At 71.0% G+C, this 14,403-nt stretch carries 16 protein-coding genes and 1 riboswitch; of the genes, 9 read left to right on the forward strand and 7 right to left on the reverse strand.

Features of this window, described 5'->3' with window-relative positions; all coding sequences use genetic code 11:
* Nucleotides 1-106: 106 nt before the first annotated feature.
* Complete coding sequence (locus OG607_RS25780; protein WP_405727974.1) at nucleotides 107-478, forward strand: ATP-binding protein; 372 nt, start codon at nucleotides 107-109, stop codon at nucleotides 476-478.
* Complete coding sequence (locus OG607_RS25785; protein ID WP_405727977.1) at nucleotides 475-873, forward strand: hypothetical protein; 399 nt, start codon at nucleotides 475-477, stop codon at nucleotides 871-873. Before OG607_RS25780 ends, OG607_RS25785 begins: the two co-directional genes overlap by 4 nt.
* Here the strand turns inward: OG607_RS25785 and OG607_RS25790 are convergent.
* The 3 genes from OG607_RS25790 to OG607_RS25800 all read right to left on the reverse strand — a co-directional run bounded on the left by OG607_RS25790 (nucleotide 841) and on the right by OG607_RS25800 (nucleotide 4,547).
* A complete protein-coding gene (locus OG607_RS25790; protein ID WP_405727980.1) occupies nucleotides 841-1,887 on the reverse strand; it encodes a 2-oxoglutarate and iron-dependent oxygenase domain-containing protein in 1,047 nt (348 codons plus the stop codon). The genes OG607_RS25785 and OG607_RS25790 overlap by 33 nt on opposite strands.
* Before the next feature lie 45 nt (nucleotides 1,888-1,932).
* A complete protein-coding gene (locus OG607_RS25795; RefSeq protein WP_405727983.1) occupies nucleotides 1,933-3,393 on the reverse strand; it encodes a trehalose-6-phosphate synthase in 1,461 nt (486 codons plus the stop codon).
* A 188-nt stretch (nucleotides 3,394-3,581) separates the two neighbouring features.
* Entirely contained in the window at nucleotides 3,582-4,547 is a 966-nt protein-coding gene (locus OG607_RS25800; RefSeq protein ID WP_405727986.1) for a glucosyl-3-phosphoglycerate synthase, read from the reverse strand.
* 238 nt (nucleotides 4,548-4,785) lie between these two features.
* Nucleotides 4,786-4,919: riboswitch (SAM riboswitch) on the forward strand.
* Nucleotides 4,920-4,936: 17 nt separating this feature from the next.
* Here OG607_RS25800 and thrC point away from each other — a divergent pair.
* The 5 genes from thrC to OG607_RS25825 all read left to right on the forward strand — a co-directional run bounded on the left by thrC (nucleotide 4,937) and on the right by OG607_RS25825 (nucleotide 10,357).
* Nucleotides 4,937-6,226, forward strand: coding sequence for a threonine synthase (gene thrC / locus OG607_RS25805; RefSeq protein ID WP_405727989.1), 1,290 nt, complete (start codon nucleotides 4,937-4,939; stop codon nucleotides 6,224-6,226).
* A gap of 43 nt (nucleotides 6,227-6,269) precedes the next feature.
* A complete protein-coding gene (locus OG607_RS25810; RefSeq protein ID WP_405727992.1) occupies nucleotides 6,270-6,545 on the forward strand; it encodes a ubiquitin-like small modifier protein 1 in 276 nt (91 codons plus the stop codon).
* 399 nt (nucleotides 6,546-6,944) lie between these two features.
* A complete protein-coding gene (locus OG607_RS25815) occupies nucleotides 6,945-7,148 on the forward strand; it encodes a cold-shock protein (protein ID WP_037910665.1) in 204 nt (67 codons plus the stop codon).
* A 311-nt stretch (nucleotides 7,149-7,459) separates the two neighbouring features.
* On the forward strand, nucleotides 7,460-9,088 hold the full coding sequence (groL, locus tag OG607_RS25820; protein WP_405727995.1) for a chaperonin GroEL: 1,629 nt from the start codon (nucleotides 7,460-7,462) through the stop codon (nucleotides 9,086-9,088).
* A 153-nt stretch (nucleotides 9,089-9,241) separates the two neighbouring features.
* Entirely contained in the window at nucleotides 9,242-10,357 is a 1,116-nt protein-coding gene (locus OG607_RS25825; protein WP_405727998.1) for an NADH:flavin oxidoreductase, read from the forward strand.
* An 84-nt stretch (nucleotides 10,358-10,441) separates the two neighbouring features.
* Here the strand turns inward: OG607_RS25825 and OG607_RS25830 are convergent, their stop codons facing one another.
* Complete coding sequence (locus OG607_RS25830) at nucleotides 10,442-11,140, reverse strand: copper homeostasis protein CutC (protein ID WP_405728001.1); 699 nt, start codon at nucleotides 11,138-11,140, stop codon at nucleotides 10,442-10,444.
* Nucleotides 11,141-11,165: 25 nt separating this feature from the next.
* On the opposite strand from OG607_RS25830, the gene OG607_RS25835 reads away from it, so the two are divergent.
* Nucleotides 11,166-11,831, forward strand: a complete 666-nt coding sequence (locus tag OG607_RS25835; RefSeq protein WP_405728004.1) for a hypothetical protein — start codon at nucleotides 11,166-11,168, stop codon at nucleotides 11,829-11,831.
* Here OG607_RS25835 and OG607_RS25840 read toward each other — a convergent pair.
* Both OG607_RS25840 and OG607_RS25845 read right to left on the reverse strand, forming a co-directional pair.
* On the reverse strand, nucleotides 11,788-12,054 hold the full coding sequence (locus OG607_RS25840; protein ID WP_405728007.1) for a DUF4031 domain-containing protein: 267 nt from the start codon (nucleotides 12,052-12,054) through the stop codon (nucleotides 11,788-11,790). The genes OG607_RS25835 and OG607_RS25840 overlap by 44 nt on opposite strands.
* A gap of 4 nt (nucleotides 12,055-12,058) precedes the next feature.
* Nucleotides 12,059-12,436 carry a hypothetical protein gene (locus OG607_RS25845; protein ID WP_405728010.1) on the reverse strand — a complete coding sequence of 126 codons (378 nt, stop codon included), beginning with the start codon at nucleotides 12,434-12,436 and terminating at the stop codon, nucleotides 12,059-12,061.
* Between OG607_RS25845 and murQ the strand changes: the two genes are divergently transcribed.
* Nucleotides 12,435-13,385 (forward strand): N-acetylmuramic acid 6-phosphate etherase, encoded by a 951-nt coding sequence (murQ, locus tag OG607_RS25850; RefSeq protein ID WP_405728013.1) that lies wholly within the window; start codon nucleotides 12,435-12,437, stop codon nucleotides 13,383-13,385. The genes OG607_RS25845 and murQ overlap by 2 nt on opposite strands.
* On the opposite strand, the gene OG607_RS25855 is transcribed toward murQ, so the two are convergent.
* Nucleotides 13,365-14,384, reverse strand: coding sequence for an aldo/keto reductase (locus OG607_RS25855; protein WP_405728016.1), 1,020 nt, complete (start codon nucleotides 14,382-14,384; stop codon nucleotides 13,365-13,367). The two genes, murQ and OG607_RS25855, sit on opposite strands and share 21 nt — an antisense overlap.
* Between the last annotated feature and the right edge of the window lie 19 nt (nucleotides 14,385-14,403).

Here is a 14,403-nt window from a genome sequence, read left to right on the forward strand (position 1 = left end):
CTGAGACGTAGCCCAGTCTGACGCGTATTCAGGTCGTACCTGGTCAGGCTAGCCATGCGACGGGACTGTTGATGCCATGACGTCGGAATCTCCACCCGTAGCAGTGATGAGGCTCGTTGCGGAGCCGGCCCGTTTCGCCGCCGTGCGCGAGGCCGTCCGGGAGCAGCTCAGAGCGTGGGGCCGTGAGGACCTCGTGGACGCGGCCGTGCTTTGTGCGACGGAGATACTGGCGAACGTCCACGACCACACGGATTCCGTCGAATGTGAGCTGACGCTGGCGCCGCTCCCCGGGCCGGGGGAAGGCGTGCGGCTTGCTGTGAGCGACGGGTCGGCGGTGCTGCTGCCGCAGCCGTCGGGGCCGCCGCCGGGGTGTGCCGAGCGCGGGCGGGGGTTGTTGCTGCTGGCGGGGACGGCGGACCGGTGGGGGACGGTGCTGATGCCGGGCGGGGGCAAGCAGGTGTGGGTGGTGTTGCGGTGATCGGGGCGTGGAGCTGGCTGGAGGACACCGGGTTCGGGCCTGTCGCTTTTCTGCTGCTGGTGCCGCCGCGGCCGGAGGGGGAGGCGCTGGCGGCGGAGCTGGGGCTGGCGGAGCCGGGGGAGCGGTTGCCGGAGGTGGGGGAGCGGGTCGCCGTGCAGGGCCGGGATCGGGCGGCCCTGCACGGTGTGGACTTCCCGGTGAGCAAGCGGTGGGCCGCTTTCGTGGCCTCGGGTGGGCCGGTGGCGGTGCTGGTCGGGCTGGAACCACTGCCTGCGCATGCGGCGCGGGGTGCGGTGGAGGCGTATGTCGCCGCCAACACGCTTGCGGGCAGCCTCCGTCTGGGCATTAGCCGGGCGGGGTCGTCAGACCTCCAGGGCGGCCTCCCGGAGCTTTGACAGGACGGAGACGCGGTCCTCGTCCAGGATCCGGCGGGTGGTGATCCGGTCGGGATAGCACCGCATGAACATGTCAGTAAAGTGGCTACCGTAGTGCAGCGGTTCGTCCGTGCTGGCCGGGTCGAGGGGGCGGGCCACTGCCTCGAAGCTCGGCTCGTGGAAGTACGCGAAGGCGTACCGTTCGCGGTCGGCGAGCTTGACCTTGTGGGGCGTCGAGAGCAGTGCGCCGTTCGTGATCAGCTGCATGACGTCACCGGGGAACACGGTGAACGTGCGCGCGACCGGCCGGACGTAGGTCCAGTGGTCGTCGTCCTCGAAGACCCCGGCCGCGCTCTCCTCGGGGAGCCAGTTGCGGTTGCGGCGCTCGCCCTCGACGGGCGGCCGGATGTAGAGGGCCTGTCCGACCTCGTCCTGGGTGGCGATCACGAGGAGGCCGTAGTCGGTGTGGGCGCCGATTCCCCGGTCGGTGGCGGGCGACTTGGCGGGGAAACGCAGCACGCGCATGTGGTGCCAGCCGTCGTGGGTGAGCTTCGTCAGGGCGTCGATGTCGTCCAGGCCCAGGCCGAGGGCCACGAGGCGCAGCAGCTTCTCGCCGATCGTGCCCAGCTCGTCCATGTAGGCCTGCATGGACTGCCGGTATTCGTCGTCGGGCCAGGGCGTGGGCCCGTGGCAGGGCCACTGGGCCTGTACGCGGGAGTCGTCGGGGGCGATGTCCTTGGTGACGGTGAAGATCTCGGAGAAGTCGGCCTCGCCGGCGGTGACTTCCTCGCCGGAGGCGATGTAGCCGCTGTAGGTGAGGTCGCTGACGCGCTGGGCTTTGAACTCCATGGGCTGCTCGAAGAACCGTTTGCTGGACTCGATGGCCCGGGCGGTCTTGCGGTCCTGGTCCTCGTTGGCGGCGACCTGGAAGATTCCGTCGGTCTGCCATGTGCGGATCAGTTCGCGGCCCAGGCTGACGTCGGAATCCGATCCGGTGACGGATTCGGGGAGGTGGAAGGTGCGCAGTTCGGTCATACCCCGTCGCACGGTCGCGCCATGGGCCTGGTTCAGACCAATTGCTCAGCCCAGGGCGCCCAGTTGGTCCAGGAACCACTGCTGGGGCGGCAGCGCGGTCGCCGCGGCGGCCAGGCGCTTGCTGCGCTCGGCGCGCTCGTGCACCGGGAGGGAGAGGGCGTCGTGGAGGGCCTGGGCGGTGGCTCGCAGGTCGTAGGGGTTGATGACGAAGGAGTCGTCGCCCAGTTCCTCGTACGCGCCGGCTTCCCGGGACAGGACCAGGGCCACGCCCTCGTCGGAGACGACGGGGATTTCCTTGGCGACGAGGTTCATGCCGTCGCGGATGGGGTTGACGAGGGCGACGTCCGCGAGCCGGTAGGCGGCCAGGGAGCGGGCGAAGTCGTCCTTGACGTGCAGGATCACCGGCTGCCAGCCGGGGGTGCCGAATTCCTCGTTGATCTCCTCGGCGACCTGGCGGACCTCGTCGGTGTACTCGACGTAGACGGCGAGGTCGCCGCGCGAGGGGTAGGCGAAGGCGACGTGGACGACGCGGCCGTGCCACTCGGGGCGGTCGCGGAGCAGCTCGCCGTAGGCGAGGAGGCCCCGGACGATGTTCTTGGACAGCTCGGTGCGGTCCACGCGGACGATGACCTTGCGGTCGGGGCCGCCGACGGCTTCGCGGAGGGCGGCGAGGCGCTCCTCGACGTCGGGGCGGTGGGAGCGGGCCCGCAGGAAGTCGGCGTCGGCGCCGAGGCCGTGGACGCCGATGCGGGTGGTGCGGCCCTCGTGGGTGACGGTGACGGCGCCCTGGTCGCGGATGACGGAGGCGCCCAGGACGCGTTCGCAGCAGTCGGTGAAGGCGTCGGCCCAGCGGGTGGTGAGGAAGGCGGCGCGGTCGGCGCCCAGGATGCCGGTGAGGACGGCGGCGGCGACGTCGTCGGGCAGCAGGCGGAAGTAGTCCGGCGGCGCCCACGGGGTGTGCGAGAAGTGGCCGATGTGCAGGTCGGGGCGGCGGGCGCGCAGCAGCTTGGGCACGAGGGCCAGGTGGTAGTCCTGCACGAGCACGGCGGCGCCGTCGGCGGCCTCCTCGGCGAGGGCGTCGGCGAAGGCGGCGTTGTAGGCCTCGTACGCGGCCCACTCGCTGCGGAAGTCCGCGTCGAAGACGGGCTCCAGCGGGGTCTGGAAGAGCATGTGGTGCACGAACCACAGGACGGAGTTCGCGATGCCGTTGTAGGCGGCGGCGAAGGTGTCCGGGTCGATGTCCAGCATGCGCACGTGCTGGCCGCCGCTGTCCGCCGGGTCGAGGCGCCCGCGCTCCGCGCGGCGTACGGCTTCGCGGTCGCCGTCGCCCAGTGCGGCGCAGACCCAGACGGCGTCCGCGTCGGGGCCGATCGCGCTTAGGCCGGAGACGAGGCCACCGCCGCCGCGTTTGGCGGTGAGCGAGGCGTCCTCCTTGTGGAGGGCGTACGACACGGGGCCTCGGTTGGACGCGACCAGTACCCGGGCGGCATGCGTTGCGGCGACCATGCGGCCAGCCTAGCGGCGATCATCCATCGGGGTCGGGGGCAGGCCGTGCGTGGGCGGCCTTGCGTCCGTGGCCGGGTTGTGCCCACCCTCCCCCACAGCTTCGCGTGGGGGGACCCCCACCTCGCTGCGCTCGCCGTGCGGAACGCCTGCCCACAACCCGGCAAGGGCTGGGGGCAGGCGGGCGCCCACTACGCCGCCTTGCGCTTGGCGTATTCCGGGACGGTGAGCATCGGCGGACGCTCCTCCGTCGCGACGTCGTGGACGCGGGGGGTGAAGCCGTCCTCGTCGCGGTCGAACTGGGTGAGGACGGGCCGCACGAGGTGCCCACGGGCGAGCCGGAGCTGAGCCGTGCGGTAAATCGTGGCGGCCATCCGGCCCAGGGCCTGGCTGTCCTGGTGGCGGTGGTGGCGGACGCCGACGTCGACCTGGGCGAGGGCGTCGAGCCCGACGGTGTTGAGGGAGTCGATGAGCATGCCGATCTCGACGCCGTAGCCGACGGGGAAGGGGAGCTGCTCAAGGAGTGAGCGCCGGGCGGCGTACTCGCCGCCGAGGGGCTGGACGAAGCCGGCGAGCTGGGGCCAGTGCATGTTGAGCAGGGGCCTGGCGACCAGCTCGGTGACCCGGCCGCCGCCGGCCGGAACCACCGTGCCGCCGGTTTCCAGGGGGCGGTCGTACATGGCCTTGACCAGCTGGACGCCGGGGTCGGTCAGGAGCGGCCCGATGATGCCGGAGACGAAGCGGGAGTCGAAGTCGCGCAGGTCGGAGTCGACGAAGGCGACTATCTCGCCGCTGGTGGCCAGCAGGGAGCGCCACAGGACCTCGCCCTTGCCGGGCAGGGCCGGCAGCCGGGGGAGTATCGAGTCGCGGTGGACGACGGTCGCGCCGGCGGCCTCGGCGATGGCGGCGGTGCGGTCCGTGGAGCCGGAATCCATCACCACCAGCTCGTCGACGAGCGGTACGGCATCACTCATGAGCTCGCGGCGAATCGTTTCCACGATGGCCCCGACGGTGGCTTGCTCGTTGAGCGCGGGCAGGACGACGCTCACCGTCCCGCTCGGGCCGGCCGAGCGTTTGGCGGCGAGAAGTGCGGAAATCGGCCGGCGGTCTGCTGACCACGACCTGCGCTGCAACCAGCGGGCTACCTCGTCGAGCACGTGCGGCTCCGTTCTGTCGGAGATGTCCCCCCTCCGGCAGGGCGGCCTGTCACATCTGTCTCGATGGACGGACTACCTATGACCAGGTTCGGGGTCGTCGGTTACAGTCTTGAACACGAGACATGACCATCGTATGTCCGCGATGATCAGCGTTTGTTACGTTTGAGCACGGCGGACGACACGGCACATGTCACGACGCACGACCACAAATGCGGGGACGCTACACCACCCGCCATACCGCTCATCCAGAGGGGCAGAGGGAACGGCCCGTTGAAGCCCCGGCAACCCTCCCGCCGACCGCGCACGCGAGGTCCAGGTGGGGACGGTGCCAATTCCGTCTCGCGGCGAAATGCGCCGCGGGGAAGATGAGGAGAAAGGGCCTCGCCTCCATGGCTGCGCAGACCATCGAAACCGCTGTCACCACCCCCTCCGCCTTCGGGCCCGCCGCCGCGCTGTCCTGTCGCGAGTGCGGCACGCGCTTCCCGCTGACGCCGGTCTTCGCCTGCGAGGAGTGTTTCGGGCCGCTCGAAGTGGCGTACGACCTCCCGACCGGCGACCCGGAGTCCCTGCGCAAGCAGATCGAGGCCGGGCCGAACAACATCTGGCGTTACGCGCCCCTGCTGCCCGTCCCGGCGGACGTGGCGGACAAGCCGAACCTCAACCCCGGCTTCACCAAGCTGGTCAAGGCCGACAACCTGGCCCGCGAGCTGGGCATCACCGGCGGCCTGCACATCAAGGACGACTCCGGCAACCCGACCCACTCCTTCAAGGACCGGGTCGTCGCCATCGCCCTGGAGGCCGCCCGCACCTTCGGCCTCACCACCTTGTCCTGCTCCTCCACCGGCAACCTGGCGGGCGCGGTCGGCGCCGCCGCCGCTCGCGCCGGATTCCGCTCGTGCGTCTTCATCCCGCACGACCTGGAGGCGGGCAAGGTCGTCATGGCCGCGGTCTACGGCGGCGAGCTGGTCGGCATCGAGGGCAACTACGACGACGTCAACCGCTTCTGCAGCGAGCTGATCGGCGACCCGATCGGCGAGGGCTGGGGCTTCGTCAACGTCAATCTGCGCCCCTACTACGGCGAGGGCTCCAAGACGCTCGCGTACGAGATCTGCGAGCAGCTCGGCTGGCGGCTCCCGGACAACATCGTGATCCCGATCGCCTCCGGCTCCCAGCTCACGAAGATCGACAAGGGCCTGCAGGAGCTGATCAAGCTAGGGCTGGTCGCCGACAAGCCCTACAAGATCTACGGCGCCCAGGCCGAGGGCTGCTCGCCGGTCTCCACCGCCTTCAAGGCCGGGCACGATGTCGTACGCCCGCAGAAGCCGAAGACCATCGCCAAGTCGCTTGCGATCGGCAACCCGGCCGACGGCCCGTACGTGCTCGACATCGCCCGCCGCACGGGCGGCGCGGTCGAGGACGTCACCGACGAGCAGTGCGTGGACGCGATCAAGCTGCTGGCCCGGACCGAGGGCATCTTCGCCGAGACGGCGGGCGGGGTGACGGTCGGCGTCCTGAAGAAGCTGATCGAGAACGGCCAGCTGGACCCGGCCGCCGAGACGGTCGTCCTGAACACCGGCGACGGCCTGAAGACGCTCGACGCCGTCGCCGAGACGACCGGCCCGACAGCGACGATCAAGCCCAGCGTGGACGCGTTCCGCGCGGCGGGTCTGGCCCACTGATTCCCACTGACCGCCTGCACCGACTGAAGGTGAACCCCGAATCATGAGCGCTTCCGTACGCATCCCGACCATCCTTCGTACGTACACCGACGGAAAGGCCGAGGTGCCGGCCGACGGCGCGACCCTGGCCGAGGTCATCGAGTCGCTGGAGAAGAACCACCCGGGCATCTCCGCCCGCGTGCTGGACGACACGGGCAAGCTGCGCCGCTTCGTGAACGTGTACGTGAACGACGACGACGTCCGCTTCTCCGAGGGCCTGCTGACGGCGGTCGCGGACGGCGCGAGCGTCTCGATCATCCCGGCGGTCGCCGGAGGCTGACGAAGCCCGCGCAGGTGCCCCGTCCTCCGTGGGGAGGACGGGGCACCTGTGTGCTGAGCGGTAGTTGAATGGCGGTACAGTTGCCCTGGAATCCCGCGCAACTCAATTCCGCGCCGTTCGATGGACAGCGATTTATCGCCAAATTAGCGCGACGATTGTCGCGTTGGCTACTTATGTCCAGTCCGACTTGACCCGGATTCCCCTTAATTCATCCCCTTTTTCCGTTCGAACATGCCCAGAATTCTCGTCCGATTGACCTGTTGCAGAGGGCAGTCAGGCAGATACATTCGGCGGCGGTCGACGCGTTCCGGCGCACGCCCCCTGGGCTGTAGGGGGTGAGGTCTGACCCGGGTCCGCGAGGTGCGGTCCTGCGAAGGGCCAGTAATAGGGGAGTTAGGGATGGCTCAGGGCACCGTCAAATGGTTCAACGCGGAGAAGGGGTACGGCTTCATCGCGGTCGACGGTGGTGCGGACGTCTTCGTGCACTACAGCGCGATTCAGATGGACGGTTATCGCACCCTCGAAGAAGGCCAGCGGGTCGAGTTCGAGATCTCGCAGGGTCAGAAAGGGCCGCAGGCGGACATGGTCCGTCTCGCCGTCTGACCGGGGCGGCATCGGCCAACCAGACACGCTCACACGCAGGAGGGCCCGCATCCACCAGGATGCGGGCCCTTCCGCGTCCGGCCCTGCCTCGCCCCGGCCCGAACCGCTTGCACTCTCGGGGGTCGAGTGCTAATCATTAGCGTTAGCACTCTGATGTTGAGAGTGCTGATTGAAGCATCGAAGGAACGACACGGATCGGGTCAGGTGAGGCCCGCTCGACCGCCGGTAAGAGACCGGTGGGAGACAGGCCGTCCGTCGCGGGCGCCAGCGCGGTCCGGAGCAATCCACCCCGTCCGGGAGGACCACTTCACATGGCCAAGATCATCGCGTTCGACGAGGAGGCACGGCGCGGTCTCGAGCGCGGGATGAACCAGCTCGCCGACGCCGTCAAGGTCACCCTCGGCCCCAAGGGCCGCAACGTCGTCCTCGAGAAGAAGTGGGGCGCCCCCACGATCACCAACGATGGTGTTTCCATCGCCAAGGAGATCGAGCTCGAGGACCCGTACGAGAAGATCGGCGCCGAGCTGGTCAAGGAAGTCGCCAAGAAGACGGACGACGTCGCCGGTGACGGTACGACCACCGCGACCGTTCTCGCCCAGGCACTGGTCCGCGAGGGCCTGCGCAACGTGGCGGCCGGCGCCAACCCGATGGCCCTCAAGCGTGGCATCGAGAAGGCCGTCGAGGCCGTCTCCGCCGCCCTGCTCGACCAGGCCAAGGACGTGGAGACCAAGGAGCAGATCGCTTCGACCGCCTCCATCTCCGCCGCCGACCCGCAGATCGGCGAGCTCATCGCCGAGGCGATGGACAAGGTCGGCAAGGAAGGCGTCATCACCGTCGAGGAGTCGCAGACCTTCGGGCTGGAGCTTGAGCTCACCGAGGGCATGCGCTTCGACAAGGGCTACATCTCGGCGTACTTCGCCACCGACCTGGAGCGTATGGAGACGTCCTTCGACGACCCGTACATCCTGATCGTCAACTCCAAGATCTCCTCGGTGAAGGACCTGCTCCCGCTGCTGGAGAAGGTCATGCAGTCCGGCAAGCCGCTGCTGATCATCGCCGAGGACGTCGAGGGCGAGGCCCTGTCGACCCTGGTCGTCAACAAGATCCGTGGCACCTTCAAGTCCGTGGCCGTCAAGGCCCCGGGCTTCGGCGACCGCCGCAAGGCCATGCTCGGTGACATCGCCATCCTCACCGGTGGCACCGTCATCTCCGAGGAGGTCGGCCTCAAGCTGGAGAACGCGGGCATCGACCTGCTCGGCCACGCCCGCAAGGTCGTCATCACCAAGGACGAGACCACGATCGTGGACGGCGCCGGCGACAGCGAGCAGGTCGCGGGCCGGGTCAACCAGATCCGTGCCGAGATCGAGAACAGCGACTCGGACTACGACCGCGAGAAGCTCCAGGAGCGCCTCGCGAAGCTGGCCGGCGGCGTGGCCGTCATCAAGGCCGGCGCCGCGACCGAGGTCGAGCTCAAGGAGCGCAAGCACCGCATCGAGGACGCGGTGCGCAACGCCAAGGCCGCCGTCGAGGAGGGCATCGTCGCCGGTGGTGGCGTCGCTCTCATCCAGGCGTCCTCGGTGTTCGAGAAGCTGGAGCTCGAGGGTGACGAGGCGACCGGCGCCAACGCCGTGCGCATCGCCCTTGAGGCCCCGCTGAAGCAGATCGCGGTCAACGCCGGCCTTGAGGGCGGCGTCGTTGTGGAGAAGGTCCGCAACCTGACCCCGGGTCACGGCCTCAACGCCGCGACCGGCGAGTACGTCGACCTCATTGCCGCGGGCATCATCGACCCGGCCAAGGTCACGCGCTCCGCGCTGCAGAACGCGGCCTCCATCGCCGCGCTCTTCCTCACCACCGAGGCCGTCATCGCCGACAAGCCCGAGAAGGCCGGTGCCGGTGCGGGCGCCGGTGGCGGCATGCCGGGCGGCGACATGGACTTCTGATCCGTTCGCGGATCGGAGGTACCAGCAGTACCTGACCGAGGGCGGCACCCCCATCGCGGGGGTGCCGCCCTCGGGTGTGTGCGCGGGAATGTACTTACGTGGGCGGACGGTTGAGCTGGGAAGCGCCTGCCCCTAACCAAGGAGACTCCCGCCGTGACAACCCGTGCCGCCGAGGTCCTGTCCCGACCCTTCACCCTGGGCCGGACCACCGTCCCCAACCGGATCGTGATGGCGCCGATGACCCGGCAGTTCTCGCCCGGCGGAGTGCCCGGCGAGGACGTCGCCTCGTACTACGCCCGCCGCGCGGCCGCCGGGGTCGGCCTGATCATCACCGAGGGGACGTACGTCGACCACCCCTCGGCCGGCCAGAGCGACAGCGTCCCCCGCTTCCACGGCGAGGAGTCCCTCGCCGGATGGGCCCGGGTCGCGGACGCCGTCCACGCCGCCGGCGGCACGATCATGCCCCAGCTCTGGCACGTCGGCATGGCCCGCAAGGCCGGTGACCCGCCCATCGTGACCGCACCCCCGGTCGGCCCCTCCGGCATCGCCCTCGACGGCACGGAGGGCGCGGGCCACGCCATGACCCAGGCCGACCTCGACGACGTCATCCAGGCCTTCGCCGACGCCGCTGCCGCCGCCGAGCGCGCCGGCTTCGACGGCGTCGAGCTGCACGGCGCCCACGGCTACCTCATCGACGAGTTCCTCTGGGCCGGCACGAACCGCCGTACGGACGGCTACGGCGGCGACCTCGGCTCCCGTACGCGCTTCGCCACCGAGATCGTCGCCGCCGTGCGTGCGGCCGTCTCCCCGGACTTCCCCGTCCTCTTCCGCTTCTCCCAGTGGAAGTCCGAGAACTACGACGCGCGCATCGCCGAGACCCCCGACGACCTCGCCGCCATCCTCACACCGCTCGCCGACGCCGGCGTCGACGCCTTCCACGCCTCCCAGCGCCGCTTCTGGCTCCCCGAGTTCGACGGCTCCGGCTCCGAGCTGAACCTCGCGGGCTGGACCAAGAAGCTCACCGGCAAGCCGACCATCACGGTCGGGTCCGTCGGGCTCGACAACGACTTCCTGCGCGGCTTCGCGGGCGAGTCGGCGGCTGTCGCCACGATTGACGACCTGCTGGACCGGCTTGAGCGCGACGAGTTCGACCTTGTCGCGGTCGGGCGCGCGCTGCTCGGTGACCCGGAGTGGGCCGCGAAGGTTCTGGGCGGGCGGGTGGGCGAGCTCAGCGCGTTCGCGCCGGAGCAGCTGCGAGTCCTCGCGTAGGACTCCCAGCCTCTCCGGCGTTCGAGGAGTGGGGTACCCCCTGCACGAAGTGCTTGGGGGAGGGTCCGGGGCGGAGCCCCGGCCCTACGCCACCCCCACCGGCGCGTCGAGCAGGTCCCGCCACGCCCGCACCGCCGCCGCGTCGACCGGCCCCGCCCAGCCCGCGGGCCGCACCGCGCCGCCGACGTGGAAGGCGTCGACGCCGCCCGCGAGCAGCGCGGGAAGGTGGTCGGCCCGCAGGCCGCCGCCGACCAGGAGGCGGGGTTCGCCGGGCGGGAGCGCGGCTTCGTCGAGAAGGACGGGCAGGCCGGCGTCGACGCCGGCCGCCGATCCCGCGGTGAGGTACGTGTCGAGGCCGGGGGAGCCGCGGAGGGCTGCCCGCAGGGCTGCCCGGTCGGGGGTGTGGTCGATGGCGCGGTGGAAGGTCCAGCGGGAGCCGGGGCCGGTGGCGTCGAGCAGGGCGTGGACGGCCTTGAGGTCGGGCCCGTCGGAGGACGGGTCGAGGAAGCCGAGGACGAATTCGTCCGCGCCTTCGCTCCGCAGGGCCGCCGCCCGGGCGCAGAGCCCGTCCAGGTCGTCCGCCTCGTAGCCGTCGCGGGCCCGCAGCATCACCCGGATGGGGATGCGGACAGCCGCCCGTACTGCCGCGAAGGTCTCCCGGGAGGGGGTGAGCCCGCCGGCGGACATGCCGCTGACCAGCTCAAGGCGGTCGGCGCCGCCGGATTCCGCCGCGACGGCATCGACGACGCCGAGCGCGATCACCTCGAAAATTGGTCTAGACATGTTGCCAGCCTGCCACAATGGCCGCATGGCTGCCACCCTCCTGACCCGTTGGTCCGAGCTGCTGCGCCGCGCCCAGACCCAGGACGCGGATCCGGCCCCCTACGCCGCCGATCTGCTCGCCCGCTGGGCCGAGCCGCAGCGCCGGTACCACACCACCGATCACCTGGTCGCGGTCCTGGACCGCATCGACGAGCTGGCCGCCCACGCCGACGACCCGGACGCCGTCCGTCTCGCCGCCTGGTTCCACGACGCCGTCTACCGCCCCGACCGCTCCGAGAACGAGGAGCGCAGCGCGGCGCTGGCCGAGCGAGCCCTCCCCGAGGCCGGTGTCCCCGCCGCCACCACGGCCGAGGTCGTCCGCCTCGTCCGGCTGACCGTCACCCACGACCCGGCCGACGGCGACCGCAACGGCGAGGTGCTGTGCGACGCCGACCTCGCGGTGCTCGCCGGTTCCCCGGCCGCGTACGCCGCCTACGCGGCCGCCGTCCGCGAGGAGTACGGCTTCGTGCCGGACGAGCTGTTCCGCACCGGCCGGGCCGATGTGCTGCGGCAACTGCTCGCCCTGCCCAGGCTGTTCCGTACCCCGGCGGGCCACGAGCGCTGGGAACGGGCGGCCCGCCACAACCTCGACACCGAGCTGGCCCTGCTCAGCGGCGCCGGTGCTTGGGGCGGCGAAGCCCCGCCTCGGTGAGCCTGCGCAGCAGCTCCTTGCTGCCGACCTCGATGGCGCCCTGGGCGACGGCGGCGGCATAGTGCTCGGCCGGGAGGTCGTAGTGGTCGCGCTCGAAGGCGCGGGGCGGAGCGCCGATGCGGGCGGCGAAGGCGTGCAGCTCGTCGAACGAGCTGTCGCTGACCAGGTGCGACCACATGCGGCCGTGGCCGGGCCAGGTCGGCGGGTCTATGTAGACGGCCATGGCCTTACAGGGTCGCCTTCAGGGAGCCGACCGGCGCGAGCGCGGCCCCGGACGCCTCGCAGACCCAGTGCGGGTCCGGGCCGAGCTCGGGTTCCACGGCAAGCGCATGCGGGTTTTCGTCGCACCGGGGGCACAGCGGCCAGCGGCCGTACCGCTCCAGTAGGGCGTCCTGCACGTCCTGCGCAACGAGCCCCGCGACGAAGCCCACGCCCTCGGGCCACTGCTCGACCCACCAGCGGCGCTGCGCGACGGCGTCCTCGACCAGGGAGACCACCTCGGCGTCGGCGACATCGGCCGCCGCGAGGTCGGCGAGGATGAGTGCGCGCGCGGCGTGCAGGGCCGTTTCGAGGTTCGCGAGGTTGCCGAGGTCGTCCGGATCCATGTCGCCATTGTTGCGCAACGCCGTCAGGGCTAGCTTTCGCTACGTGACCGACTTCGCCGCCCTGACCACCGAGGCCCACCGCCCCGAGCTCGCCGACGTCGACCAGCGGCCCACGCTCGACATCGCCCGCCTCATGAACGCCGAGGACGCCGCCGTCCCGGCCGCCGTCGCCGCGCAGCTGCCCGCCATCGCCGCGGCGATCGACGCCATCGCGGCACGGATGGCCCGTGGCGGGCGGCTCATCTACGCGGGCGCCGGCACCGCCGGGCGCCTCGGCGTCCTGGACGCCAGCGAGTGCCCGCCCACCTTCAACACCGCCCCCGGGCAGGTCGTCGGGCTGATCGCGGGCGGGCCCTCCGCCCTGGTCACCTCCGCCGAAGGCGCCGAGGACAGCCCCGCCCTGGCCGCCGCCGACCTCGACCGGATCGAGCTGACCCCGGACGACACGGTCGTCGGCATCGCCGCCTCCGGGCGTACGCCCTACGCCGTCGGCGCCGTCCAGCACGCACGCGCCCTGGGCGCGCTCACGGTGGGGCTGTCGTGCAACCCGGGCTCCGCGCTGGCGGCGGCCGCCGAACACGGCATCGAGGTCGTGACCGGCCCCGAATTCCTCACCGGGTCGACCCGGCTGAAGGCGGGCACCGCCCAGAAGCTGGTCCTCAACATGCTCTCGACGATCACGATGATCCGGCTGGGCAAGACGTACGGAAATCTGATGGTCGACGTCCGCGCGTCCAACGAGAAGCTGCGGGCGCGGGCGCGCCGGATCGTCGCCCAGGCCACGGGTGCGCCCGAGGGCGCGGTCGAGAAGGCCCTCACCGCCACCGGCGGCGAGGTCAAGAACGCGATCCTGATGCTCCTGGCCGACGTGGACGCGCCGACGGCCGCCCGCCTCCTGGCGGAAGCGGACGGTCGCCTGCGGGACGCGCTAGCGCCGCCTGCGAAGTGAGGGGTCGGCCAGGGCCGGAGGGACGTAGTAGCTGTCGGCCCGGTTGAGGTCCGTGCCCGGCGGGACGATCTCGTCGATGCGGTCCAGGATCGCGTCGTCGAGGACGGCGTCGGCGCCCGCCAGCAGGTCGGTGAGCTGGTCGGCCGTGCGCGGGCCGATGATCACCGAGGTGACGGCGGGGTGGGCGCGTACGAAGGCCAGGGCGAGGTGGGTGAGCGGGAGCCCGGCGTCGGCGGCGAGCTTCTTCAGCTCGGCGACGGCCTCCAGTTTGCGGGCGTTCTCCGGGACGGTGGTGTCGAACTTGGCCTGTTCCAGGGCGGAACGGCCCGTCCCCTGCGTCACGTCGCGGCCCGAGAGCCAGCCCGCGCTGAGCGGGCCCCAGGTGAGCACGCCCATGCCGTAGCGCTGCGCGGCGGGCAGCACGTCGGCCTCGATGCCGCGCGCGAGGATCGAGTACGGCGGCTGCTCGGTACGGAAGCGGGCGTGCCCGCGCCGCTCCGAGGCCCACTGGGCCTCGACGATCCGGTCGGCGGGGAAGGTGGAGGAGCCGATGGCCCGCACCTTGCCGGAGCGTACGAGATCGGTGAGGGCGCCGAGCGTCTCGTCGATGTCGGTGTCCGGGTCGGGGCGGTGCACCTGGTAGAGGTCCAGGTAGTCCGTGCCGAGGCGCCGGAGGCTGTCCTCGACCGCCCGCATGATCCAGCGCCGGGAGTTGCCGCCGGTGTTGGGGTCCTCGCCCATCCGGTTGTGGAACTTTGTGGCCAGGACGACGCCGTCACGGCGGCTGCCGCCCTTCAGGGCCTTGCCGACGATCTCCTCGGACTCGCCGGAGCTGTAGATGTCGGCGGTGTCCACGAAGTTGATGCCCGCGTCCAGGGCCGCGTGGATGATCCGTACCGAGTCGTGGTGGTCGGGGTTGCCCCAGGCACCGAACATCATCGCGCCCAGCGCGTACTCGCTCACCGAGATGCCGGTGCCGCCCAGGATCCTGCGCTTCACTGCGGTTCGCCTCCCATAG

This window comes from Streptomyces sp. NBC_01537 (genome assembly GCF_045040445.1).
GTDB lineage: Bacteria > Actinomycetota > Actinomycetes > Streptomycetales > Streptomycetaceae > Actinacidiphila.